The organism is Bradyrhizobium sp. LHD-71, from assembly GCF_031157255.1.
Classification (GTDB): Bacteria; Pseudomonadota; Alphaproteobacteria; order Rhizobiales; family Xanthobacteraceae; genus P52-10.
Window position 1 is genome coordinate 76,579 of record NZ_JAVIFX010000010.1, and the last position, 21,361, is coordinate 97,939.

General features: G+C 62.1%; 19 protein-coding genes. 15 read left to right on the top strand and 4 right to left on the bottom strand.

The window, feature by feature from the left end; genetic code table 11:
* Positions 1–26: 26 nt before the first annotated feature.
* From RCO31_RS12825 to RCO31_RS12835, 3 genes are read left to right on the top strand one after another with little or no spacing between them, the layout of a single operon-like run.
* Positions 27–1,067 (top strand): branched-chain amino acid ABC transporter permease, encoded by a 1,041-nt coding sequence (locus RCO31_RS12825; RefSeq protein ID WP_308968772.1) that lies wholly within the window; start codon positions 27–29, stop codon positions 1,065–1,067.
* On the top strand, positions 1,068–2,840 hold the full coding sequence (locus RCO31_RS12830) for a branched-chain amino acid ABC transporter ATP-binding protein/permease (RefSeq protein WP_308968773.1): 1,773 nt from the start codon (positions 1,068–1,070) through the stop codon (positions 2,838–2,840).
* The gene (locus RCO31_RS12835; RefSeq protein WP_308968774.1) at positions 2,837–3,547 is read left to right on the top strand and encodes an ABC transporter ATP-binding protein; all 711 of its coding nucleotides are present in this window, start codon (positions 2,837–2,839) and stop codon (positions 3,545–3,547) included. The genes RCO31_RS12830 and RCO31_RS12835 overlap by 4 nt, the downstream gene beginning before the upstream one ends.
* A gap of 144 nt (positions 3,548–3,691) precedes the next feature.
* Here RCO31_RS12835 and RCO31_RS12840 read toward each other — a convergent pair whose 3' ends face one another.
* On the bottom strand, positions 3,692–4,837 hold the full coding sequence (locus RCO31_RS12840; protein WP_308968775.1) for an ABC transporter substrate-binding protein: 1,146 nt from the start codon (positions 4,835–4,837) through the stop codon (positions 3,692–3,694).
* Positions 4,838–5,041: 204 nt separating this feature from the next.
* Here RCO31_RS12840 and RCO31_RS12845 point away from each other — a divergent pair, with 204 nt between their 5' ends.
* Positions 5,042–5,287: a DUF6489 family protein gene (locus RCO31_RS12845; protein WP_308968776.1), complete on the top strand. Its 246-nt coding sequence runs from the start codon at positions 5,042–5,044 to the stop codon at positions 5,285–5,287.
* Positions 5,288–5,352: 65 nt separating this feature from the next.
* Positions 5,353–6,222, top strand: a complete 870-nt coding sequence (locus tag RCO31_RS12850; protein ID WP_308968777.1) for an aminoglycoside phosphotransferase family protein — start codon at positions 5,353–5,355, stop codon at positions 6,220–6,222.
* 6 nt (positions 6,223–6,228) lie between these two features.
* On the opposite strand, the gene RCO31_RS12855 is transcribed toward RCO31_RS12850, so the two are convergent.
* Positions 6,229–7,155, bottom strand: a complete 927-nt coding sequence (locus tag RCO31_RS12855) for an alpha/beta hydrolase (RefSeq protein ID WP_308968778.1) — start codon at positions 7,153–7,155, stop codon at positions 6,229–6,231.
* A gap of 230 nt (positions 7,156–7,385) precedes the next feature.
* On the opposite strand from RCO31_RS12855, the gene RCO31_RS12860 reads away from it, so the two are divergent.
* Entirely contained in the window at positions 7,386–7,862 is a 477-nt protein-coding gene (locus RCO31_RS12860) for a phasin family protein (RefSeq protein ID WP_308968780.1), read from the top strand.
* Positions 7,863–8,045: 183 nt separating this feature from the next.
* Positions 8,046–9,332: a DUF445 domain-containing protein gene (locus RCO31_RS12865; protein ID WP_308968781.1), complete on the top strand. Its 1,287-nt coding sequence runs from the start codon at positions 8,046–8,048 to the stop codon at positions 9,330–9,332.
* Between the two features lie 13 nt (positions 9,333–9,345).
* On the opposite strand, the gene RCO31_RS12870 is transcribed toward RCO31_RS12865, so the two are convergent.
* Together RCO31_RS12870 and RCO31_RS12875 are read right to left on the bottom strand one after the other, a co-directional pair.
* Positions 9,346–10,863, bottom strand: a complete 1,518-nt coding sequence (locus RCO31_RS12870; RefSeq protein ID WP_308968782.1) for an acyl--CoA ligase — start codon at positions 10,861–10,863, stop codon at positions 9,346–9,348.
* A 30-nt stretch (positions 10,864–10,893) separates the two neighbouring features.
* On the bottom strand, positions 10,894–11,898 hold the full coding sequence (locus tag RCO31_RS12875) for a 2-dehydropantoate 2-reductase (RefSeq protein WP_308968783.1): 1,005 nt from the start codon (positions 11,896–11,898) through the stop codon (positions 10,894–10,896).
* A gap of 158 nt (positions 11,899–12,056) precedes the next feature.
* On the opposite strand from RCO31_RS12875, the gene RCO31_RS12880 reads away from it, so the two are divergent.
* The 8 genes from RCO31_RS12880 to RCO31_RS12915 all read left to right on the top strand — a co-directional run bounded on the left by RCO31_RS12880 (position 12,057) and on the right by RCO31_RS12915 (position 21,319).
* Positions 12,057–12,908: an alpha/beta hydrolase gene (locus RCO31_RS12880; RefSeq protein WP_308968784.1), complete on the top strand. Its 852-nt coding sequence runs from the start codon at positions 12,057–12,059 to the stop codon at positions 12,906–12,908.
* Positions 12,909–13,082: 174 nt separating this feature from the next.
* Entirely contained in the window at positions 13,083–13,958 is an 876-nt protein-coding gene (locus RCO31_RS12885) for a branched-chain amino acid ABC transporter permease (RefSeq protein WP_308968785.1), read from the top strand.
* Positions 13,959–13,970: 12 nt separating this feature from the next.
* Positions 13,971–15,122 carry a branched-chain amino acid ABC transporter permease gene (locus RCO31_RS12890; protein ID WP_308968786.1) on the top strand — a complete coding sequence of 384 codons (1,152 nt, stop codon included), beginning with the start codon at positions 13,971–13,973 and terminating at the stop codon, positions 15,120–15,122.
* Entirely contained in the window at positions 15,119–15,877 is a 759-nt protein-coding gene (locus RCO31_RS12895) for an ABC transporter ATP-binding protein (RefSeq protein WP_308968787.1), read from the top strand. Before RCO31_RS12890 ends, RCO31_RS12895 begins: the two co-directional genes overlap by 4 nt.
* 18 nt (positions 15,878–15,895) lie before the next feature.
* A complete protein-coding gene (locus RCO31_RS12900) occupies positions 15,896–16,675 on the top strand; it encodes an ABC transporter ATP-binding protein (protein ID WP_308968788.1) in 780 nt (259 codons plus the stop codon).
* A 125-nt stretch (positions 16,676–16,800) separates the two neighbouring features.
* The gene (locus RCO31_RS12905) at positions 16,801–18,651 is read left to right on the top strand and encodes an AMP-dependent synthetase/ligase (RefSeq protein WP_308968789.1); all 1,851 of its coding nucleotides are present in this window, start codon (positions 16,801–16,803) and stop codon (positions 18,649–18,651) included.
* A gap of 89 nt (positions 18,652–18,740) precedes the next feature.
* Positions 18,741–19,940, top strand: a complete 1,200-nt coding sequence (locus RCO31_RS12910) for an ABC transporter substrate-binding protein (RefSeq protein ID WP_308968790.1) — start codon at positions 18,741–18,743, stop codon at positions 19,938–19,940.
* Between the two features lie 179 nt (positions 19,941–20,119).
* Positions 20,120–21,319, top strand: a complete 1,200-nt coding sequence (locus RCO31_RS12915) for an ABC transporter substrate-binding protein (protein ID WP_308968791.1) — start codon at positions 20,120–20,122, stop codon at positions 21,317–21,319.
* The last annotated feature ends 42 nt before the right edge of the window (positions 21,320–21,361 follow it).

The window sequence follows — 21,361 nt, forward strand, 5'->3', positions numbered from 1 at the left end:
AGTGCTGATCGTGAGGGGAAGGGGCCTTGGACACCACGATCCTGCTTTTTCTGCTCCAGGACGGGATTACCAACGGCGCGATTTATGCGCTTTTGGGTCTCGCGCTGGTGCTGGTGTTCGCGGTCACGCGCGTCATCCTGATCCCGCAAGGTGAGTTCGTCACCTTCGGTGCGCTCACCTACGCGACGCTTGCCGCCGGCAAGCTGCCGGGTACCGTCTGGCTGGCGGTGCTGATGGGAGCGATCGCGTTTGCCTTCGATCTCTGGAGCATGCGGCTGTCGTTCCGGCTCGCGCCGCTGCTGCGCTCGGTCGTGCTCAACTTGCTTCTGCCGCTGGCGATTCTCGCGCTCACGTCTGCCGTTGTCGGCCCGACCAACGCGATCGCGATGAACGTGCTTCTGTCGCTGGTGATCGTCGCGCCGCTTGGTCCGTTTCTTTATCGCATCGTCTATCAACCGATGGCGGAAGCGTCGGTGCTGACGCTGTTGATTGCCTCCGTGGGCGCGCATTTCGCGCTGCTCGGATTGGGCCTCGTCTTTTTTGGCGCCGAGGGCTTGCGCGGCCCGGCGCTGTCGTCGGCCAGCGTTACGCTGGGACCCGTCCCGATCTCAGGGCAGGCCCTGGCCGTCTATGGTGTGACAACGGGCCTCATCGTGGCGCTCTGGCTGTTCTTCGGCTACACGCTTTATGGCAAAGCCCTGCGCGCCACCGCCGTCAACCGCATCGGTGCGCGGCTTGCGGGTATCCGCACCTCACTGTCCGGTCAGCTTGCGTTTCTGCTGGCTGCCATCATCGGTGCGGTGTCCGGCATCCTGATCGTGCCGATTACGACCATTTATTATGACACGGGCTTCCTGATCGGCCTGAAGGGCTTCGTTGCCGCCATCATCGGCGGCCTGGTCAGCTATCCGCTGACGGCGCTGGCCGCCATCCTCGTCGGCTGCGTCGAGGCATTCTCGTCGTTCTATGCGAGCAACTACAAGGAGGCGATCGTCTTCACGCTGTTGTTGCCGGTGCTGATCCTGCGCTCGCTCGCTGCTCCTGCCGTCGAAGAGGAGCACGACTGAATGCGGCGCTGGCCCGTCCTTCTGTTTGCGTTGGCGATCGCAGTCATTCCGTTCGTGCCGGGCATGCCACCGTTCTGGCTTGTGCTGTTGGACAACATCGGCCTGGCTGCACTGGTAGCGATCGGTCTCGTCATTCTGACCGGGGTCGGTGGATTGACGTCATTCGGCCAGGCGGCGTTCTGCGGCTTCGGCGCGTACACCACCGCGGTCTTGACCACGTCCTATGGTCTCTCACCCTGGCTGACGCTTCCCGCCTCGCTTGTGGTCGCGGGCGGCGCGGCGGTGTTGCTGGGGCTGATCACTGTCCGGTTGTCGGGTCATTACCTGCCGCTCGGCACCATCGCCTGGGGTATCAGCCTTTACTACATCTTCGGTAAGGTCGAGCTGCTCGGCCGTCATGACGGCATCTCGGGCATTCCGCCGCTCATGATCGGTCAGATCGCATTCGCCGATCCGCGCGCAATCTACTTCATCATCTGGCTGGCGGTGATCGTTGCAGCCCTGTTGACCATGAACCTGCTTGACTCACGCACCGGCCGAGCCGTTCGCGCGCTGCGACGCGGCCATGTGGCCGCGGAGGCCTTTGGCGTGCCCACGGCGAAGATGAAGCTGTTGGTGTTCATTCATGCGGCTGTGCTGGCGGGCTTGTCCGGATGGCTTTATGCGCACTTCCAGCGCGCAGTGAACCCGACGCCGTTCGGCCTGAACGCCGGCATCGAGTACCTGTTCATCGCCGTGGTCGGCGGCGCGGGCTATGTCTGGGGTGCTGTGCTCGGCGCCGGCGTCGTCACCGTCCTCAAGGAAATTTTGCAGGGCGCGCTGCCGGCGCTGTTCAATGTCCAGGCGCAGCTTGAGACGATTGTGTTCGGTGTGTTGCTAGTGCTGCTGTTGCAGGTAGCGCCCGGCGGCCTATGGCCTCGTTTGACGGCGCTGTTTCCTACGCGGTCGCCAGGCGGCGTTGGCGTCGTGACGGACGCAGAGCCGCTGGCAGCGCGCCAGAAATCTGACGCTGCGGCCGGGCCACTCCTGGAAGTGCAGAAGGCGCGCAAGCAATTCGGCGGCGTCGTAGCGGTGAACGACGTCTCGTTCGAGGTGAAGGCCGGCGAGATCGTCGCGCTGATCGGTCCGAACGGGGCAGGCAAAAGCACGATGTTCAACTTGATCACCGGCGTGCTTCCAGCCGACGGTGGACAGATCTCCACGCAGGGCCAGCGGATCGACGGCGCGACGCCGCAACATATCGTTCGGCTCGGGATCGCACGCACCTTTCAGCACGTGAAGCTCGTCCCTGACATGACGGTGCTGGAGAACGTCGCGCTGGGGACGCATACGCGTGGGCATGCGGGCGCGCTGGCGAGCCTGTTCCGGCTGGATCGGACTGATGAGGCGCGCCTGCTTGGCGAGGCCGTGCGGCAGATCGAACGTGTCGGCCTGGCCGATCGGATGTATCAGCCTGCGGGCAGCCTGCCGCTTGGCCAGCAGCGCATCGTCGAGATTGCGCGTGCGCTTTGCGCCGATCCGGCACTGCTTCTGCTCGACGAGCCGGCAGCCGGCTTGAGGCACATGGAGAAGCAGAATCTTGCTGCACTGCTGCGCCAGCTCCGCAGCGACGGGATGGGCGTACTGCTCGTCGAGCACGACATGGGCTTCGTGATGGAACTGGCCGACCGCGTCACGGTGCTCGAGTTCGGAACGAAGATCGCCGAAGGCGTGCCGGACGCGATCAAGAACGATCCGGCGGTGATCGAAGCCTATCTCGGGATCGCCGCATGAGCGAACCGCTGTTATCGGTCGTCCGCGCGTCTGTGGCCTACGGCAACGTCGAAGCCGTCCGCTCCGTCTCACTCGACGTCGGCCAGAACGAGATCGTCACGATCATCGGCGCGAACGGCGCCGGCAAGACGACGCTCTTGAATGCGATCATCGGCATTCAGCGCTTGAAGGGCGGATTGACTTTCGGCTCTCGCGATTTGACCACACTGGAGATCGAAGACCGTGTCGCGACCGGACTTTGCCTCGTGCCTGAACACCGCGAGCTGTTCGGCGCGATGCCCGTGGAAGATAATCTCCGGCTCGGTGGGTTCCGCATCAAGGCTGCGCAGTCGGCCGCGACACTGGAGAAGGTCTTTGCGCTGTTTCCGCGATTGAAGGAACGTCGGCGGCAGCTCGCCGGCACGCTCTCCGGCGGCGAACAGCAAATGCTGGCGATGGGCCGGGCGCTGATGGGGCACCCGCGGCTATTGATGCTCGATGAGCCGAGCCTCGGCCTTGCACCGCGCATTGCCGCCGACATCTTCCGGACCGTGGCGGAGCTTAAGCGGTCTGGCGTATCGATCCTCCTGGTCGAGCAGAACGCCCGAGCCGCTCTGCAGGTCGCCGACAGAGCCTATGTGATGGAACTCGGCGAATTTATCCTCGACGGTCCGGCCGACGAAGTCGCGGCCGACCCGCGCGTGGCGGCGAGCTATCTCGGGGTTTAGGTATCGTCATTGCGAGGAGCAAAGCGCCGAAGCAATCCAGTCGGCATTTGCGATAGATGCCGACTGGATTGCTTCGCCATAGGCTAGCGAAGCGACGCCGTTCTACGAACCGCTATGGCTCGCAATGACGGAGAACGGCATTTCTCACTTCACGACCACGAACTTGCCCTCCTTCACCGTGAGGAGAATGCGCGCGCGCTCATCGACGCCATACCGGTCCTTCTCCGTGAAGTTGTAGACGCCCTGGCTCGCCGCAAGATCTTTTTCGCTCAGCAACGCCTGACGGATCGCCTCACGAAACTCCGGCGTGCCGGGCTTTGCCGTCTTCAACGCCACCGGGACGATACGCTTGAGGATCTCGAATGCGTCGTAGATGTGCGCGCCGAACTGGTTGCGGCTGCCGGCTCCGTACTTGCCCTCGTAGGCGGCGTTCAGGGCGAGCCCCGGCTTCTTGGTCAGTGCGCTGTCGGCCTGGCCTTCCGGCGCCATCACCGGCCCCGACGCCATGATCACGTTCTCCGCGGCCTTGCCAGCGATGCGGATGAAATCCATGCTCACGGCGCCGTGCGTCTGATAGATCGGGCCGGCATAGTTGCGCTCGCGCAGCGTCGCCTGCGGCAGGGCGGCGCCGGTGCCAGAAGCGGCGACCAATACTGCATCAGGCTTGAGGGCGACGAGCTTCAATACCTGGCCGGCGACCGACGTATCGGGCCGCGCATACCGTTCGTCGGCGACCAGCTCCAGCCCCAGCGGCACGGCCTGGTTCTTGAATTCGTTCAGCCAAAGATCGCCCCATGAATCGGAAAAGCCGATCAGGCCGACCGTCTTCACATTGTTCTTCTTCATGTGATCGAACAGCACCTTGGCCATCAGCGGTACCGGCTGCGGCATGATTACCGTCCACTTCTCGCGGCCGGGTGAGATCGGCATCGGACCGCATCCGAAGTGGGGGACACCTGCTTCATTGGCGACCGTGGAGACGGCAATGGTTGGCGGTGTTGTCGAGGAGCCGATCAGCACGTCGACTTTGGACTCGGTGATCAGGCGGCGGGCGTTGGTCGTCGCTGTCGTCGGATCGCCCGCGTCGTCGAGTTGGATGACCTTGACCTTGGCGCCGCCAATCTCCGCGGGCAGGAAATCGATGGTGTTCTTGATCGGAATGCCGAGCGCGGCCGCCGGACCCGTGGCGGAAATCGTCACGCCGACCGTGAGCTCATTCGATTGTGCTTTTGCCGGTGTCGCTGCGGCGAGAACAGCCGTCGCTGATGCGAGGATCAGTCGCTTCCACATCCTAGAGTCCTCCCGTAAGCCGCGTGTCGCGGCTTTGTCGTTCGGCCTGTGTAAGGCTCTTTGAGGCCAATCGATGCCACAGGACTGAGCCGTCCTCAATCGGGATCTGGCAGGTCGGGGAGTCCTCGGGCGAAACGGCTGGCCGCTTAGACCTTTCGTGGCTATTCTTAACCCATCTGATGGGCTGCTTCGGGGTACTTTGCAATGAAAGTCAAAATCGAAATCGACTGCACGCCGATCGAGGCGCGGGACTTTCTCGGACTTCCGGACGTGAAGCCGATGCAGGAAGCGATGATGGACCAGATGCATTCCAAGATGCAGGAGAACATCGACAATTTCACGCCTGACGCCTTGATGCGAAGCTGGTTCTCGTTCGATCCGAAGGTCGCCGAACGTTTTCAGGACATGTTCATGAACATGTCGGGCTTCGGAGTCCGAAAGGACAAGTAGGCGTCGCGATCTGTCCTGCGCGTCGCCCCCTTTGCGGACGCTGTGATGGTGCGTAAGTGAAGAGCATGGCAGATCTTGTTGGCAGCCATGCCGCAGCGATAACGCGCGCCTGTCCGGAATTGCATGCAGCACCGTTTCGGCTTCTCGCCGAAGGCTGGGATTCCACAGCGGTGGAGGTCGACGGCCGGCTCATCTTCAAGTTTCCCAAAAGCGAAGCTGCAGAGAAGGCGCTGCTCAGGGAAGCGTCGTTGCTCGCTGTGGTCCGCCCCCACGTGTCGATGCCGGTGCCCGAGATGCGCATCCATCATGGTCCGCCGGTCTTCTCGTGCCACACCAAGCTGCATGGCGAGCATCTCTTGACCGAGGGCTACCACAGGCTTCCGGAAACGGCCCGTGATCGTCTCGGTGTGGCGTTAGGCGGCTTCTACGCTGAAATTCACCGATTGGAGAGGGAGCGGATGACGGCTGCGGGCGCACGCCCAATTGACGCCTGGCAATCTCCACAGGCCGTTCGCACGAAAGCGCTGCCCAAACTGGACCTCGACCTGCGTGATTATGCCGAAGGCATCGTCTCTGCTTTCGAACGACTGCCGCCTGATCCTTGCGGTACAACGTACGGCTTCTTTGACGGCCACGGATGGAACATGGCGTTCGATCACGACCGGGCGAGGCTCAACGGAATTTATGATTTCGCAGACTCTGGCCTCGGACCGCTGCATCAGGAGTTCATTTATACGAACTTCATATCCCCGGATCTCACCAGACGGGTCATCGACGCCTACGAGGCGAGCAGCGGCCGGAAGCTCGATCGCCCGCGCATCAGTATCCTGACCGGCTTTCATCGTCTTTCGGAGCTCGCCGCGCTGGCCGACGATCCGCAGCACGTCCCCGCAATGATCGGACATGTCGCAGCTTGGGCAGCGGCAGCGGAGTGAAGTTCCTCACGCTGCCTGCTTCGTCGCGGCGTGCGCGTGGTCGGCGATCGCGTCGATGATCTGCGGCCAGAGCGGAATCGGCATGGCGTGACCCATGCCTTCGATCATCAGGAGTTTTGCTCCGGGAATTGATCTGGCGGTGTCCACGCCCGCCTCAGGCCGCACCAGCGGGTCGGCGGCGCCATGGATCACAAGCGACGGCGCTCTCACGCTGGCGAGCGCCTTGTTGCGGGCGCCGGAGGCCAGAATGGCGCGGAATTGCCGGGCGACGCCGGCAGGGTTCAGCCCGCGTGCATAGCATCGCTCGGCGCGCTCGCGGTCCTTGGCCTCGTCGAGCGGAAAGCGCCCGGCGCGCAGGATTTTCCAGTTCCGCGCAAACGTGGCGATGTATTGGTCCTTCGTTCTCGGAGGTGGCGACATCAACAACGCCATGGCCTCGCGTTTCGGTTGCGGCAGGCGCAGGTTGCCGGTGGTCGACATGATCGACGTCAGCGAGCTGACCCGCTCCGGGTGATGGATGGCGACCTCCTGTGCGATCGCGCCGCCCATCGAGGCGCCGACCACATGGGCGGTTCGGATGCCAAGCGCATCCATCAGCCCGACCGTGTCGTCCGCCATGTCGCGCAGCGTGTAGGGTGCCCACGGAAGAATGCCGAAGAAGCGCAGCTTCAGGAATTCGGTGACGGTGATCCGTTTGCCGCCGCCGCCGGACATTTTCGTCGAATGGCCGATATCGCGGTTGTCGAAGCGGATGACGCGAAAGCCGCGCGAGGCAAGCTGCTGGCAAAACTCGTCGTCCCACAGGACCATCTGCGCGCTAAGTCCCATGATCAGCAGCAGCGGCTCAGCGTCCGGCAAACCGAAGGTGTCGTAGCAGATCTCGATGCCGTTAGCCTTCGCCAGCTGCGGGGAAGAGTAGGGGACCTCGGTCAAGGGATTGTCCTTTCGACACTGCTGGATGATGGCCGCGCAGTGTGGCGCAGCTGAGGGCCCTCGTTGATCGCAGAGGACTGTCCGATGCGTAGTCGTCAGATCACGGGTTCGTGATATTGCATCGCAACATTTATGTTGCGATGCAATATGGGACGTGTCATATAAGCTTCATCCCCGGGCCTTTCCGGACGGGGCGAGCCATAGCTCAAACCGAGGATGGAGAAGACCAGATGACGACCAACCCTTACGAATTCACGTTCGACGCAGCCAGGCAGGCCTTCGCGTCAATGGCTGATGCTCTTAAGACCTTTCAGGTTCCGCAACCTGCCCGCGACTTCGTCAAGCGCGTAGCCCAGGACGCCGCGGCGCGCGCCGAGACAATTCATGCCGGCACAGAGAGGGCGACTGCCGCGATCGAGACCACGGTGACCGAGCAGGTCGATGAGACCGCGAAGATCAGCCGTAACATCCAGCAGGCGCTGCTTGAGGACGCGCAGGCGTTCTTTACCGGCGTCGACAAGCTGGCGTCCGCCCAGTCTCTTGGCGAGGCGTTTCAGGTCCAGAGCGATATCGTGCGTGAGCGCATTGACGTCGTGATGGCGCGGACCCGCGCGACCGCCGACTACATCGGTGAGCGGTTTGCGACCAGCGCGAAAACGGCACAGGAGAACTTCTCCGAGGTCGTTTCGGCGAACAAGGCAGCCTGACGGGGACTTCAAGGCTGCACGTGCGAAAGCCCGCTTGTCAAAGCGGGCTTTCTTTTTGCGCTGCGGCGTCTATTTCCTAGTGAGCCGGATCTGACGTTCGGACCGGGATTGTCGCGAGTCCTGCGTTAAGGACGTCGAATTCAAGGCGCACTGGTGCGAGGTGCCGACAGCATTGGATATCCAATGACGGGACAGCAACGGCTCGTGTCGGCCGGACAGGTGGATGCCGGGCGCGCTGCAGAGCTGCGCCGTGTGAAGGCCGTTGCGGCCGCGGTGCTCGTCGCGTGCCTCGTCGTCCTGGCATTTGCCAAGTTCATGGAGCCACGGCATGCGGCCTTCGGCTTTCTTGCGGCATTCGCGGAAGCCGCCGCGATCGGCGGGCTGGCCGACTGGTACGCCGTGGTCGCGCTGTTTCGCCGGCCGCTTGGCTTGCCGATCCCGCATACGGCGATCATCCCCGCCAACCAGCAGCGGATTGCCGAGAAGCTCGGCGAATTCGTCGAACGGCATTTTCTCGATGCTGCGCCGGTGGAGGCCAAACTCCGCAGCGTCGACTTTGCCTCGTTCGTTGCCGATTGGCTGGCGAACGAGAAACGAAGCGCCGAGCTCGCCCGTTTCGCCGTCAAACTTCTGCCGGATGCGGTCGACGCTGCCGAGAACTCAGGACTGCGCGGATTTCTCGCGCAGCAAGTCGTCGGTCGGCTGCAGGCGCTGGATCTCGCGCCGCTCGTGCGCGGCACGCTGCGCTCGTTCGTGCGCAACGGTCGCCACCGCTCGCTGCTCGACGACCTCCTGCTCGCGATCCACAACGCGATCAACGAACCGCAGATGCTCGCTGCCATCCGTGCGAAGATACGTGACGAGCTGCCGACCATTCTGCGCTTCTATCGCGCCGATGCCTACGTCATGAAGAAGGTTGCCGCTTCGGCAACGGCGTTCTTCGAAGATGTGCGGACTCATCCCAATCATCCATTCCGCGGCGAGTTCGAGCGCCTGGTTTTGTCATTCGTCGACAAGCTCGAGAAGGATCCGCTTTACGCGGGCAAGATTGATGACTTGAAACGCGAGCTGCTCGCGCGGCCGGAGATCGGCCGGCTGGTGCAAGACTTGTGGTCGGGCGTCCGCGATTTCGTTCAGAAGAATGCGTCCGGCGAGAGCGACGTGCTGCAGCGACACCTGGCCGACGCCTTTGCCGGGCTCGGCCGGCAACTCGCCGGCGATGCCGACATGCGCGCGGAGATCAACCAGGGCATGGTGGTGGTGCTGCGTTCCTTCATCGCCGAGCAGAAGAGCGGGGTGTCGAGCTTCATTGCCGATCAGGTGAAGGCGTGGGACATGCGCCAGCTCATCACGCTGATCGAGACCAACATCGGCAAGGACCTGCAATACATCCGCTTCAACGGTACCCTGATCGGCGGTCTCGCGGGGCTGACCCTCCACGCGGTGGAAGCCCTGATCCGGGCGATGTGAGTGGTCGCAGTGTTCAACCGAGCCCGAGCTTTTCGGCAAGGCCTATGCGTTGCAGCTTGCCGGTGGCGCCGAGCGGAATCTGTTCCAGGAACACGATCTTGCGCGGCACCTTGAACGCTGCGAGCCGCTGCGCGCAGAAATCGCGCAGCTCCTTCTCGTTTGGCTTCGCGCCGTCGCGCAGCACGATCGCGGCGGCGACTTCCTCGCCGAGCTTCTCGTGCGGCATGGCGAACACGACGACCTGCTGGACGGCCGGATGATCCATCAGCACCTCATCGACCTCGCGCGGTGAAATCTTCTCGCCGCCGCGGTTGATGATCTCCTTCAGCCGCCCCGTCAGGCTGATGTAGCGATCGTCATCCATCGTGCCTTGATCGCCTGTACGGAACCAGCCGTTGGTGAAGGCAGACGCGTTGGCGGCCGGATTGTTCTCGTAGCCGCGGGTGACGTTGTCGCCACGGATGACGATCTCGCCGATCTCGCCGGGCTTCAGCAACTCGCCATTCTCGCCCATGATGGCGACTTCCGGTCCCGCGGCGAGCCCGACGGCGCCGGGCTTGCGGGCGCCCTTAAGCGGATTGGACGCCATCTGATGCGACGCCTCGGTCATTCCATAGGATTCGATCAGCGGAGCGCCGAACGTGCTTTCGACCTCTGCGATCACCTGCGGCGGCATCGACGATGAGGACGAGCGCACGAAGCGGAGCGGGTGGCGCGCGATGATCTCCTTGTTGCCGCCGGCGCGCGTCAGGATCGCCTGGTGCATTGTCGGCACGGCCGTGTACCAGGTGGGCGCCGCCTCATCCATCCACGCAAAGAACCGCAGTGCATTGAAGCCCGGCGTGCAGAACACACGGCCGCTCGCGGACAACGGCGCGAGCACGCCGGCCATCAGCCCGTGAATGTGAAACAGCGGCATGATGTTGAGGCCGCAATCCTTAGGCCCGAAGGCGAGCGTCTCGGCGATGTTGCCGGCCGAGACGCTGACATTGCGCTGGGACAGCGGCACGATCTTCGGCCGCGATGTGGTGCCCGAGGTGTGCAGGATCAGCGCGACGTCGTCCGCCTCGGCATAGCCTTTCACGCAATCGCCGCCTGCGGCCTCACAGGTGAGCGAGAAGGCGCCGGCGCCCTTGGCGTGGTCCGGCTGCAGTACGATGAGCTTCATGCCAAGCTTGCCGGCGACTGCGATCGCCGGCGAGTTGCTGCCGGCCTCCACGACCAGCGCCTTCGCTTTCACGTCCGACATGTAGAACTCGAACTCGTCGGCCTTATAGGTCGGGTTCAAGGGCGCAGCGGTCGCAGCCGAGGCGATGCCGATGAAGGCGGTCGCCATGTCGGGACCGTTCGGCAGCACGATCGCAACGCGGTCATTACGGCCGACGCCGAAACCGTTGAGCGCGGCGACCGTTCTGTCGACCAGCGCGCGCAGGCCGCCATAGCTCAGGGGCGCTGTATCGGGCGCAGTGACTGCCGGCGCACCATCGGCGCCGGTCGACATCAACTGGCGAAGGGTCGAGCTTCTGGACATGGTGTTCATCTCATTGGAAAGGGCGCAGGCTTAAGTCGAGGCAACGCGCAACCGGCCATGCTGGTCGGACAATGTCTTGCTCAGCAGCTTGACCAGCGCGTAGGTCGTGTCGAGATGCGGCGTCGGCACATCGACGATGCGCCCGAGCTCGATCACCGAGCCGATGAGCGCGTCGGCTTCGACCGGCCGGCCAGCCTCGATGTCTTGCAGCATCGAGGTTTTGTGCGGGCCGACGGCTTCGCCGCCGGCAATGCGCTTCTCGATCGGGATGCGGAAGCGGATGCCGAGCGCTTCGCCGACTGCCTGTGCTTCGCGCATCATGTCGGCGACAAGGCCTCGCGTCAGCGGATAGCGGCAAAGATCTTCAAGAGTCGCATGCGTCAGTGCGCTGACCGGGTTGAAGCTGAGATTGCCCCACAGTTTGGTCCACAATTCCGCGCGGATGTCCGAGACGACCGGCGCCTTGAAGCCGGCCTTCGTCAGGGCTTGCGATACCAGCTTGACGCGCGCGGTCTCATTGTTGTCGATCTCCGAAAGCGAGAAGCGGTTGCCTTCGATGTGCTTGATGACGCCAGGCGTGATGATTTCAGCGGCGGGATAGACGACCGAGCCGAGCACGCGCTCGACCGGCAGGTTGGCTGCAACCACGCCGCCCGGATCGACGCTGTCGAGTTTCCGCCCCTCATAAGGACCGCCGTGCTTGAAGAAGTACCACCACGGGATGCCGTTCTGAGCGGTCAGCACCATGGTCTCAGATGTGTAAAGCTGCTTGAGGTCGGAGACGACGGCTGCGACCTGATGCGCCTTCATGCCGAGGATCACGAGATCCTGCTCTCCGGCCTCCGCGATTTTGTCGGTTGCCGCAACGCGAGCGACGATCTCGCTGCCGTTCTCCTCGATGAGTTTCAGCCCGTTGGCTTTGATTGCGGCGAGATGCGGACCGCGCGCGATTACACTGACCTCTTCGCCTGCCTGCTGCAGCCTCGCTGCAAGCAGTCCGCCGATCGCGCCCGCGCCGACAACGCAAATTCTCATAAGCTGTCCTCATCGCCTGCCAAGAACTCAAGGTTCACGGTCGGCCTGCGCCCTTCAATCAAAGATCGGCGGTTGCTTCAAGGTTGACAACGCCCCTATAGATGCATCGCTGCCCGCCCGCTGGGGGGCGTTGCACAAGTTATGATCGGACATGGCTCATGCCTGAAGCATCCATCTCGCCCGGGAAACCCGCCGTCTGGACGCCGGTTCCGATACCCGAGCAGGTGCCGGTCAAGGAAGGCATCGCCAAGCTTCCCGGCACGTCGCTCTGGTACTGGGACACGGGAGGGGATGGCGACGCGGTCGTCCTGTTGCACGCCGCCTCCGGAAGCGGGGCGTTCTGGGGCTATCAGCAGCCGGTGCTCGCCAAAGCCGGTTTCCGTGTCATCAGCTACTCCCGACGGGGCTACCTGAAATCCGATCCCGGTGATCGGAACGATCCGGGTGTTGCCTCCGAAGACCTGCAGAACCTGCTCGGGTTTCTCGGCGTCGGCAAGTTTCACGTCATCGGTCTTGCGGCGGGCGGCATCGTCGCGACCGATTATGCGCTCTCGTATCCAGAGCGGCTGAAGAGCCTCACGCTTGTTTCGACGATCATGGGTGTGACCGACAAGAGCTACCTGGATCTCTGCAACATCTTCCGCCCGGCGTTCTTTGCCCAGTTGCCGAAGGATTTCCAGGAGCTGAGCCCGAGCTACCGCGCCGGCAACCCGGAAGGAGCGGCAGCGTGGGCTGCACTGGCAAAGACGTCGATGATCGGCGAGCGCCTCAATCAGAAGAACGCCAACGTCATCACATGGGATAAGGTGGAGGCGATCAAGGTTCCGACGTTGTTGATGACCGGCGACTCCGATCTCTGGACACCACCGTCGGTCCTGCGCCTTCAGGCGAGCCATCTGACGCACGCAGAGGTCAAGGTCATCAAGGAGGCGGGCCATGCGCCAAGCTGGGAGCAGCCGGAAGACTTCAATGCGGCGCTGCTGGATTTCGTTCGCCGGAATGCGACCTGAGTCATAATTAAGACAAGACCGGCGCTCGCGGCAAAGTGCGACAGCCTACAAAGGCGGCTTGCTGAATTTCCCCAAACATGCCCTTATGACAGGCAGGAAACGCTTACTCCGGCGCGCACGAGACGATCGCAAAAGATCGCAGGACGCGCGACCGGAAAGGGGGAACGTGCAGGCATGCTGGATTTCATTCAGCAGCTCGTGAGCGGCGTCGCGCTGGGCTGTATCTATGGGCTGATCGCGCTCGGCTTTGTGCTCATCTACAAGACAACGGAAGTCGTCAATTTCGCCCAGGGCGAGCTTCTGATGCTGGGCGGCTTCTTCGCCTTCACCTTCATCGCGCTGCTCGGCCTGAACTACTGGATCGGTTTTGCGCTTGCGGTGGTCTGCATGGCCGCATTCGGCGCGGCCAGTGAGCGCTTTGTCCTGCGACCGGTCCTGGGAAGCCCGCAATTTTCGATTGTCATGGCAACAGTCGGTCTCGGCTTCTTCCTGCGGTCGGTCGCCGGCATGATCTGGGGAACGGACGATCTGAAGATCGATACGCCGTTCTCCACTGGCGTCCTGCGGATCGGTGATCTGGTGCTGGCGCATGACAAGCTGTCGGTAATCGTCGCGACCGCCATTCTTTGCATCGCACTCTACCTGTTCTTCACCAAGACCCAGCTTGGAACGGCGATGCGCGCAACCTCGGAGAATATGCTGGCGGCGTATTACATGGGCATCCCGGTGAAAACCGTGGTGTCCTTGACCTGGGCGATCAGTGCGGCAGTCGCTGCCTGCGCCGGCGTGCTGCTCGCGCCGATCACCTTCATTCACTCGAATGTCGGCCTGGTTCTGGCGCTGAAGGCTTTTCCTGCCGCGGTTCTCGGTGGCTTCGGCAGCATTCCGGGCGCAGTGGTCGGCGGCATCATTATCGGCGTGATTGAAAACATGGCCGGCTTCTACCTGGCGCAAGGTTGGAAAGACGTGGCACCGCACATCGTGCTGCTGACGATGTTGCTTCTGAAGCCGGAAGGCCTGTTCGGCCATATCGGCCGCAAGAAGGTTTAAGGGACGTCCGTCATGCGTTTCATCTTCAAGACGGACTATGACCAGGACATCCGCATCTTCAAGCACAGCGGCTACTGGTACTCGTACAGCATCCTGCTGCTCGTGCTGGCCATGGCGCCATTCGTGCTCGGCAATTATCTGCAGAGCCAGCTGGTGTTCGTGTTCATCTACGCAACGGTCGGGATTTCACTGCTGATCCTCGTCGGCTTCACGGGCCAGGCCTCACTCGGCCATGCGGCATTTCTGGCCATCGGGGCGTACACGTCGGCCTATTGTCAGCAGCATGGCGTGCCTTTCGTGGTGTATTTTCCACTCGCCGGAATTTTGACAGGCATGGTCGGTGTGCTGGTCGGTTTTCCGGCGCTGCGCCTGCAGGGCATCTACCTCGTGATCGCGACGATCTCGTTCGGCGCCATTGTCGAGGAAATCCTTGCACGATGGGAGAGCGTCACCCACGGCAACGAGGGCATGAAGCTGCGCACGCTGGAGCTGTTCGGCCAGGCGGTGCCGCGCGACAGCCCCGGCTTCTATTTCCTGTGCCTTGCCGTCCTCATCCTCGTCATCCTCGCGACGTTGAACCTCTTGCGTTCGCCGACCGGTCGGGCGTTCGTCGCCATTCGCGACAGCGAGACGGCCGCCAAGAGCATGGGCATCGATGTCGCTGCCTACAAGGTCCGCTCGTTCGGCATCAGTGCGACGATCACCGGGCTCGCCGGGTGCCTTTATGCACACAAGCTTTCGTTCATCAGCCCCGAGATGTTCACGCTGCTGCTGTCGATCGAGTTCATCATCGTCATCATCATCGGTGGCATCTTCAGCCTGCACGGAGCGGTGCTCGGCGCGATCTTCATCGTTATGATCGATCCGTTCCTGACAACGCTGAAGGACGATTTGCCCGGGATGATAGGTAACCTCGTGCATGTCTTCGGTGCCGACGTTCCGACCGCCTCGAAGGTGCAGGACCAGGCCGCAAGCATCGCGTCCGCGCCCGGCCTGAAAGGCGCGATCTACGGCCTGATCATTGTCGGCTTCATCTTGTTCGAACCGACCGGCCTGTACGGTCGCTGGCTCAAGATCAAGCTCTATTTCCAGACCTTCCCGATGTACAAGGCGGCGACCTTCAAGCGGCAGAAGACTTACGTTAAATCGGAGCGCAACCGATGAGCTTCCTGGTTGCGGAAAACATCTCGCTGCAGTTCGGCGGCCTCAAGGCGGTCGATCAGGTCAACTTCGCGGTGGAGCGGGGCGAGATCTTCACGATCATCGGGCCGAACGGGGCGGGCAAGACCTCGATCTTCAACCTGATTTCACGGTTCTACAATCCGACCTCCGGCCGCCTGTTTTTCGATGGGGAGGAGTTCACGTCCGCACCGCCGCATCGCATCGCCAAGATGGGGATAGCGCGGACGTTTCAGAACATCGAACTGTTCGACAACACGACGGTGCTGAGCAACCTTCTGGTCGGCCGGCACTGTCACGCCACCACGAACCTCGTCCAGGAGCTGCTGTTCCTGCCGGCCGTGCGACGGGCAGAGTTCGAACACCGCTTCAGGGTCGAGCAGGTCATCGAGCTCTTGGACCTGGAGCCTTATCGCGACAAACTGATCTCGGGGCTTCCCTACGGCGTTCGCAAGGTGATCGAACTCGCCCGCGCGCTCTGCTCCGAGCCGAAGCTGATGCTGCTGGACGAGCCGTCCTCCGGATTGAACGTTGAAGAGACCGACGACATGTCGTTCTGGATTCGTGACATCCGCGACGAGCTCGGCATCACCGTGCTGATGGTCGAGCACGACATGAACCTGGTTTCGCGGGTGTCGGATCGCGTGTTGGCGCTGAACTATGGACGCGAGCTGGCCACGGGCACGCCCTCCGAGGTGCAGAGCCACCCGGAAGTCGTGGCCGCCTATCTCGGCACGTAAACGTAAGGTGCGGGCGATATGAGTGACGCGCAGCCGATCCTGAAGGTGTCGAACATCGAAAGCTACTATGGGCCGATCATGGCGATCCGTGGCGTGAGCCTCAGCCTGTCGGAGGGGAAGATCGTCACCGTGCTCGGCGCGAACGGAGCCGGCAAGACGACCATTCTGAAGACCATCTCCGGCGTCCTGGACCCGTTGAAGGGAGCGGTCGAGTTCGAGGGCAAATCCGTCCAGCGCATGGATCCTGACAAGATCGTCCGGCTCGGTATCAGTCACGTGCCGGAAGGGCGGGAAGTGTTTCCGTTCCTGACGGTGCGGGAGAACCTTGCCATGGGCGGCTTCCTGCGCACCAACCGCGACGAGGTGGCGCAGGATCTGGAGCGGATTTACGGCTACTTTCCAAGGCTCAAGGAACGTCTGGATCAGCCGGCCGGTCAGCTTTCCGGCGGCGAGCAGCAGATGCTTGCGATCAGCCGTGCGCTGATGAACAGACCGAAGGTGCTGCTTCTGGACGAGCCGTCGCTGGGCTTGTCGCCGTTGCTGGTGAAGGAGATTTTCGGCATCATCCGCCGGGTGAATGCCGAGCAGGGGGTTTCGATCCTGCTCGTCGAGCAGAACGCGAAGAAGGCGCTGGAAACCGCAGATTACGGTTACGTGCTCGAAGTCGGCCGCGTGGTCATGGACGACACCTGCGCGCGGCTGATGCAGAGCAAGGACATCCAGGAGTTCTATCTCGGCGCGAAGGAAGACAGCGCGCGCGGCGAGCGCCGCTGGAAGAAGAAAAAGACGTGGCGTTAAAAAGACCCGACGGCAACAAGACCTGGCGCTAAGTCGGGCTGCTTTGGGGGAAGACTGGAGGATCGGTGCACAGACTTCGGCAAAAGACCGAAGCGTCATCGGTGTGAGGTTCAAGGAGCGCGACGATGAAAGTGAAGTCAGCAGCCCTGACGGTCGGCGAAACGTTGCCGAAGACGTTTCTGCTTGGCGTCCAGGCGCGGGGCGACAAACCGGCGATCCGCGAGAAGCGGTTCGGCATCTGGAAGTCGGTGTCGTGGCGGGAGTGGCTACAGACGACCAAGGAGATCGCCTACGCGCTCGATGGGATCGGCTTCAGACCCGGCGACGTGGCATCAATCCTCAGCAACACGGTCGTCGAATGGGTCTACGCCGACATGGGTGTGCTGTGTGCGGGCGGCGTGTCGTCGGGGATCTATCCGACCGATTCCGTCAAGCAGGTCGAATACCTCGTCAATGACAGCCGCACCAAGGTGATCTTTGTCGAGGACGACGAGCAGCTCGACAAGGTTCTGGAGTGCCGCGGCCGCTGCCCGACGCTCGAGAAGATCATCGTGTTCGACATGGAGGGGCTGGCCGCGTTCTCCGACCCGATGGTGATGTCGCTGGAGGCGTTCATCACATCGGGCCGCCAGCACATGGTCGGACGTGAGAAGCTGTGGGAGGAGATGATCGCCTCGCGGGGGCCTCAGGACCTGGCCGTCCTCGTCTACACCTCGGGTACGACCGGGCCGCCCAAGGGCGCCATTCATACCCATCACAGCGTCTGCTTCCAGATTTCGCATGCGGATACGCTGTTTCCGGTGCTCGAGAAGGACGAGCGGCTGTTGTTTCTGCCGTTGTGTCACGTCGCCGAACGCGTCGGCGGCTACTACTACAGCCTGGCGACCGGCTCGATCATGAACTTTGCCGAGAGCCCGGAGACGGTGCCAGACAACATTCGCGAGGTGCAGCCGACGGCTTTCCTGGCGGTGCCACGTGTCTGGGAGAAATTCTATTCAGCGGTGATGATTTCGCTCAAGGACGCGACGCCGCTCGAGAAATGGATCTATAGCAAGGCGATCGCCGTCGGCTACGAGATTGCCGACAGGAGACTGGAAGGCCGGGAAGCGACGCCAGTCCTGAAGGCCAAGTTTCGGATCGCCTACTGGCTAGCGCTGCGCAACATCCGCAAGGTGCTGGGCATCGATCGCTGCCAATATCTCTACACCGGCGCGGCGCCGATCGCGCCTGAACTGATCCGCTGGTACCTCGCGCTCGGCATGAACATGTACGAGGTATATGGTCAGACCGAGAACTGCGGCGTCGCGACCATCATGCCGCACGACCAGATCAAGCTTGGCACCGTCGGCAAGGTTGTGCCGTGGGCGGAACTGAAGCTGTCGCCGGAAAAGGAGATCCTGCTACGGGGCGACTTCCTGTTTGCCGGCTATCTCAATCAGCCTGACAAGACCGCCGAGACCATCGACAAGGACGGCTGGTTGCACACGGGCGACGTCGGCGAGATCGACAACGAGGGTTTTGTTAAGATCAGCGATCGCATGAAGGACCTGATCATCACCGCCGGCGGCAAGAACATTACACCGTCGGAAATCGAGAACCAGCTCAAGTTCTCGCCCTACATTTCCGACGCGGTGGTGATTGGCGACCGCAGGCCGTATCTGACATGCCTGATCATGATCGAGCAGGACAACGTCGAGAAGTTCGCACAGGACAAGGGCATTCCGTTCACCAACTACGTCAGCCTCTGCCGCTCGCCGCAGGTGCAGCAGCTCATCTGGGACGAGGTCGAGAGGGTGAACGCGAACTTCGCGCGCGTCGAAACGATCAAGCGCTTTCACCTCATCGAGCGACAACTGACGCCTGAGGACGAGGAGCTGACGCCGACGATGAAACTCAAGCGCAAGTTCGTGAACCAGAAATACGTCGAAGAAATCGAGGCGATGTACGGGCCGAGGGAGACGGTCAAGGTTGCCTGACAGGGAAGGGCCGGTCACGCCGGAACGAGCGGCCCAGCGTCATGCTCGAAGCAGGACGATCCGGATAACCCAAGGAGGAAGGGACTTCCATGAAGCACATTGCACTCAAGGCGGGTCTGCTGGGGACCGCGATCGCCCTTGCCGCGACGCCGTCGTTTGCCCAAACTAAAACCACGAACCAGGGCATCTCGGCGAACGAGATCGTGGTCGGCACTCATCAGGACCTGTCGGGACCGATCAAGGGCTGGGGCGTGCCGGTCTCCAACGGCATGAAGATGGCGGTCGACGAGATCAACGCCGCCGGTGGCATCCACGGCCGCAAGATCAAGCTCGTGATCGAGGATTCAGGCTATGATCCGAAGAAGGCGGTGTTGGCGACGCAGAAGATGATCGAGAGGGACAAGATCTTCTCGATGATCGGCGCGATGGGTTCGCCGACCGTGCTCGCCGCGCAGGACGCGGTGCTGGATGCCGGCATCACCCAGCTCTTCCCGCTGACCGCAGCCGAGTTCACCTACAAGTTCGATCCGGCCAAGCCGCAGGAGCGGCTGAAGTTCAACAACCTGCTGCCGTATGTGGAAAGCACGCGTGCGGCGCTGAAACACATGATCGACGCGAACAAGGTGCAGAAGCCGTGCATCATGTATCAGGACGACGAGTACGGGAAGAACGTCCTTGACGGCTTCGAGAAGCAGCTCCAAGCGATGAATATCAAGGCCGCCGCCGTCACGAGCTACAAGCGCGGCGTATCCGACTTCAGCGCCCAGGTCTCAAAGATGAAGGCCGACGGTTGCGACCTCGTCGTTCTGGGCACGGTCATCCGCGAGACCATCGGCGCCATGGCCGAGGCAAAGAAGCTCGGCTGGGATGTCACTTTCCTCGGCGCGACACCGACAAACGTGCTGGAAGTCCCGGTCCTTGGCAAGGAGGCGGTCGAGGGTCTTTATGCGGCGGCTGCCTTTGAAATTCCTTACGAAGATACGGCGAAGGGCAAGGTCAAGGAGTGGCTCACCAACTACAAGAAGCAGTTTGGCACAGACGCCAACACGCAGGCGATCATCGGCTACAACGCGATCATGACATTCGCGCACTACGCGAATGAAGCCGGCAAGGATCTGACCGGCCAAAAGCTGCTCGATGCGATGGAAGGCGGCAAGCCGTTTGACGACATCTTCGGTAATCCCACCACCAAGTTCTCTAAGACCAACCATCTCGCGTCGACTGTGACGCAGGTGCAGAAAGTCGAGAAGGGGCGCTGGGTCGTGGTCAAGGGCGGCTTGATGTTCTGAGCTAATCCGAAGTGCCGGTTTCTTACAAGGCGGCCCGTTCCACGAGCGGGCCGTCTTTACTGCGAAGCAACGAAAGGAATCGACGAAGTCCAGTTCCGGAGTAAGATTTGAGCGGGGCCGCAGAGCCCGATCGAAAAATATCAACGACGACGCGAGATCGTCTGTGGAGGAACGTGCTGATGGACCACTCAATCCTCAGAGCCGGCCTGCTTGGCGCGGCGATAATGCTTGCTGCGACGCCGGCGCTGTCGCAAACGAAGGTCACCAACCAGGGAGTTTCGGCAACCGAGATCGTTGTCGGCAACCACTCGGACCTTTCCGGTCCGGTGAAGGTCTGGGGCGTGCCGTTCACGAACGGCCTGAAGATGGCGACAGACGAGATCAATGCGGCGGGCGGCATCCACGGCCGCAAGATCAAACTCGTGATCGAAGACTCGGGCTACGATCCGAAGAAGGCGGTGCTCGCGACGCAGAAGCTGATCGAGAGGGACAAGGTGTTCTCGATCGTCGGCGGCGGAGGCTCGGCACCGGTATTGGCCGCACAGGACGCGGTGCTGGAGGCCGGCGTCACGCAGCTCTTCCCGCTGACGGCCGCCGAGTTCACTTACAAGTTCGACCCGGCCAAGCCGCAGGAAAGGCTGAAGTTCGGCAATCTGTTGCCATACATCGAGAGCACCCGCGCTGCATTGAAGTACATGGTCGAGACCTTCAAGCCGCAAAAGCCCTGCATCATGTATCAGGACGACGAGTACGGAAAGAACGTGCTTGAAGGCTTCGAGAGCCAGCTGCAGGCGATGAACGTCAAGCCGGCGACCATCACCAACTTCAAGCGCGGCGTGTCGGATTTCAGCGCCCAGGTTTCCAAGATGAAGTCGGACGGATGCGATCTCGTGGTGCTCGGCACCATCATCCGCGAGACCATCGGCGCCATGGCCGAGGCCAGGAAGCTCGGCTGGGATGTCCGCTTCATGGGCGCATCGGCGACCAACGTGCTCGAGGTGCCCGCTCTCGGCAAGGAGGTGGTTGAGGGGCTCTATGCCGCGGCCGCGTTCGAGGTGCCGTACGAGGACACGGCGAAGGGCAAGGTCAAGGACTGGCTCGTCAACTACAAGAAGACGTTCGGCAGCGACGGCAATACGCAGGCGGTCATCGGCTACAACGCCATGATGACGTTTGCGCATTACGCGAAGCTCGCAGGCAAGGACCTGACGGGTCAGAAATTCCTCGACGCGCTTGAAAGCGGTGACCCGTTCGACGACATCTTCGGCAATCCGACCACCAAATTCTCCAAGACCAATCATCTGGCGTCGACCGTGACCCAGGTGCAGAAGGTCGAGAAGGGCCGCTGGGTCGTGGTGAAGAGCGGACTGATGTTCTGATCGGCAACCCGCGATGGTGAAAAAGCGGTCCGGACGAACGTC

Excerpts from the sequence above, each read along its gene's own strand:
- RCO31_RS12890 (WP_308968786.1), top strand. The coding sequence starts at position 13,971 with ATGCGTTTCATCTTCAAGACGGACTATGACCAGGACATCCGCATCTTC.
- RCO31_RS12845 (WP_308968776.1), top strand. The coding sequence starts at position 5,042 with ATGAAAGTCAAAATCGAAATCGACTGCACGCCGATCGAGGCGCGGGAC.
- RCO31_RS12885 (WP_308968785.1), top strand. The coding sequence starts at position 13,083 with ATGCTGGATTTCATTCAGCAGCTCGTGAGCGGCGTCGCGCTGGGCTGT.
- RCO31_RS12875 (WP_308968783.1), bottom strand. The coding sequence starts at position 11,898 with ATGAGAATTTGCGTTGTCGGCGCGGGCGCGATCGGCGGACTGCTTGCA.
- RCO31_RS12835 (WP_308968774.1), top strand. The coding sequence starts at position 2,837 with ATGAGCGAACCGCTGTTATCGGTCGTCCGCGCGTCTGTGGCCTACGGC.
- RCO31_RS12865 (WP_308968781.1), top strand. The coding sequence starts at position 8,046 with ATGACGGGACAGCAACGGCTCGTGTCGGCCGGACAGGTGGATGCCGGG.
- RCO31_RS12880 (WP_308968784.1), top strand. The coding sequence starts at position 12,057 with ATGCCTGAAGCATCCATCTCGCCCGGGAAACCCGCCGTCTGGACGCCG.
- RCO31_RS12900 (WP_308968788.1), top strand. The coding sequence starts at position 15,896 with ATGAGTGACGCGCAGCCGATCCTGAAGGTGTCGAACATCGAAAGCTAC.
- RCO31_RS12895 (WP_308968787.1), top strand. The coding sequence starts at position 15,119 with ATGAGCTTCCTGGTTGCGGAAAACATCTCGCTGCAGTTCGGCGGCCTC.
- RCO31_RS12915 (WP_308968791.1), top strand. The coding sequence starts at position 20,120 with ATGGACCACTCAATCCTCAGAGCCGGCCTGCTTGGCGCGGCGATAATG.
- RCO31_RS12830 (WP_308968773.1), top strand. The coding sequence starts at position 1,068 with ATGCGGCGCTGGCCCGTCCTTCTGTTTGCGTTGGCGATCGCAGTCATT.
- RCO31_RS12910 (WP_308968790.1), top strand. The coding sequence starts at position 18,741 with ATGAAGCACATTGCACTCAAGGCGGGTCTGCTGGGGACCGCGATCGCC.
- RCO31_RS12870 (WP_308968782.1), bottom strand. The coding sequence starts at position 10,863 with ATGTCCAGAAGCTCGACCCTTCGCCAGTTGATGTCGACCGGCGCCGAT.
- RCO31_RS12850 (WP_308968777.1), top strand. The coding sequence starts at position 5,353 with ATGGCAGATCTTGTTGGCAGCCATGCCGCAGCGATAACGCGCGCCTGT.
- RCO31_RS12860 (WP_308968780.1), top strand. The coding sequence starts at position 7,386 with ATGACGACCAACCCTTACGAATTCACGTTCGACGCAGCCAGGCAGGCC.
- RCO31_RS12905 (WP_308968789.1), top strand. The coding sequence starts at position 16,801 with ATGAAAGTGAAGTCAGCAGCCCTGACGGTCGGCGAAACGTTGCCGAAG.
- RCO31_RS12840 (WP_308968775.1), bottom strand. The coding sequence starts at position 4,837 with ATGTGGAAGCGACTGATCCTCGCATCAGCGACGGCTGTTCTCGCCGCA.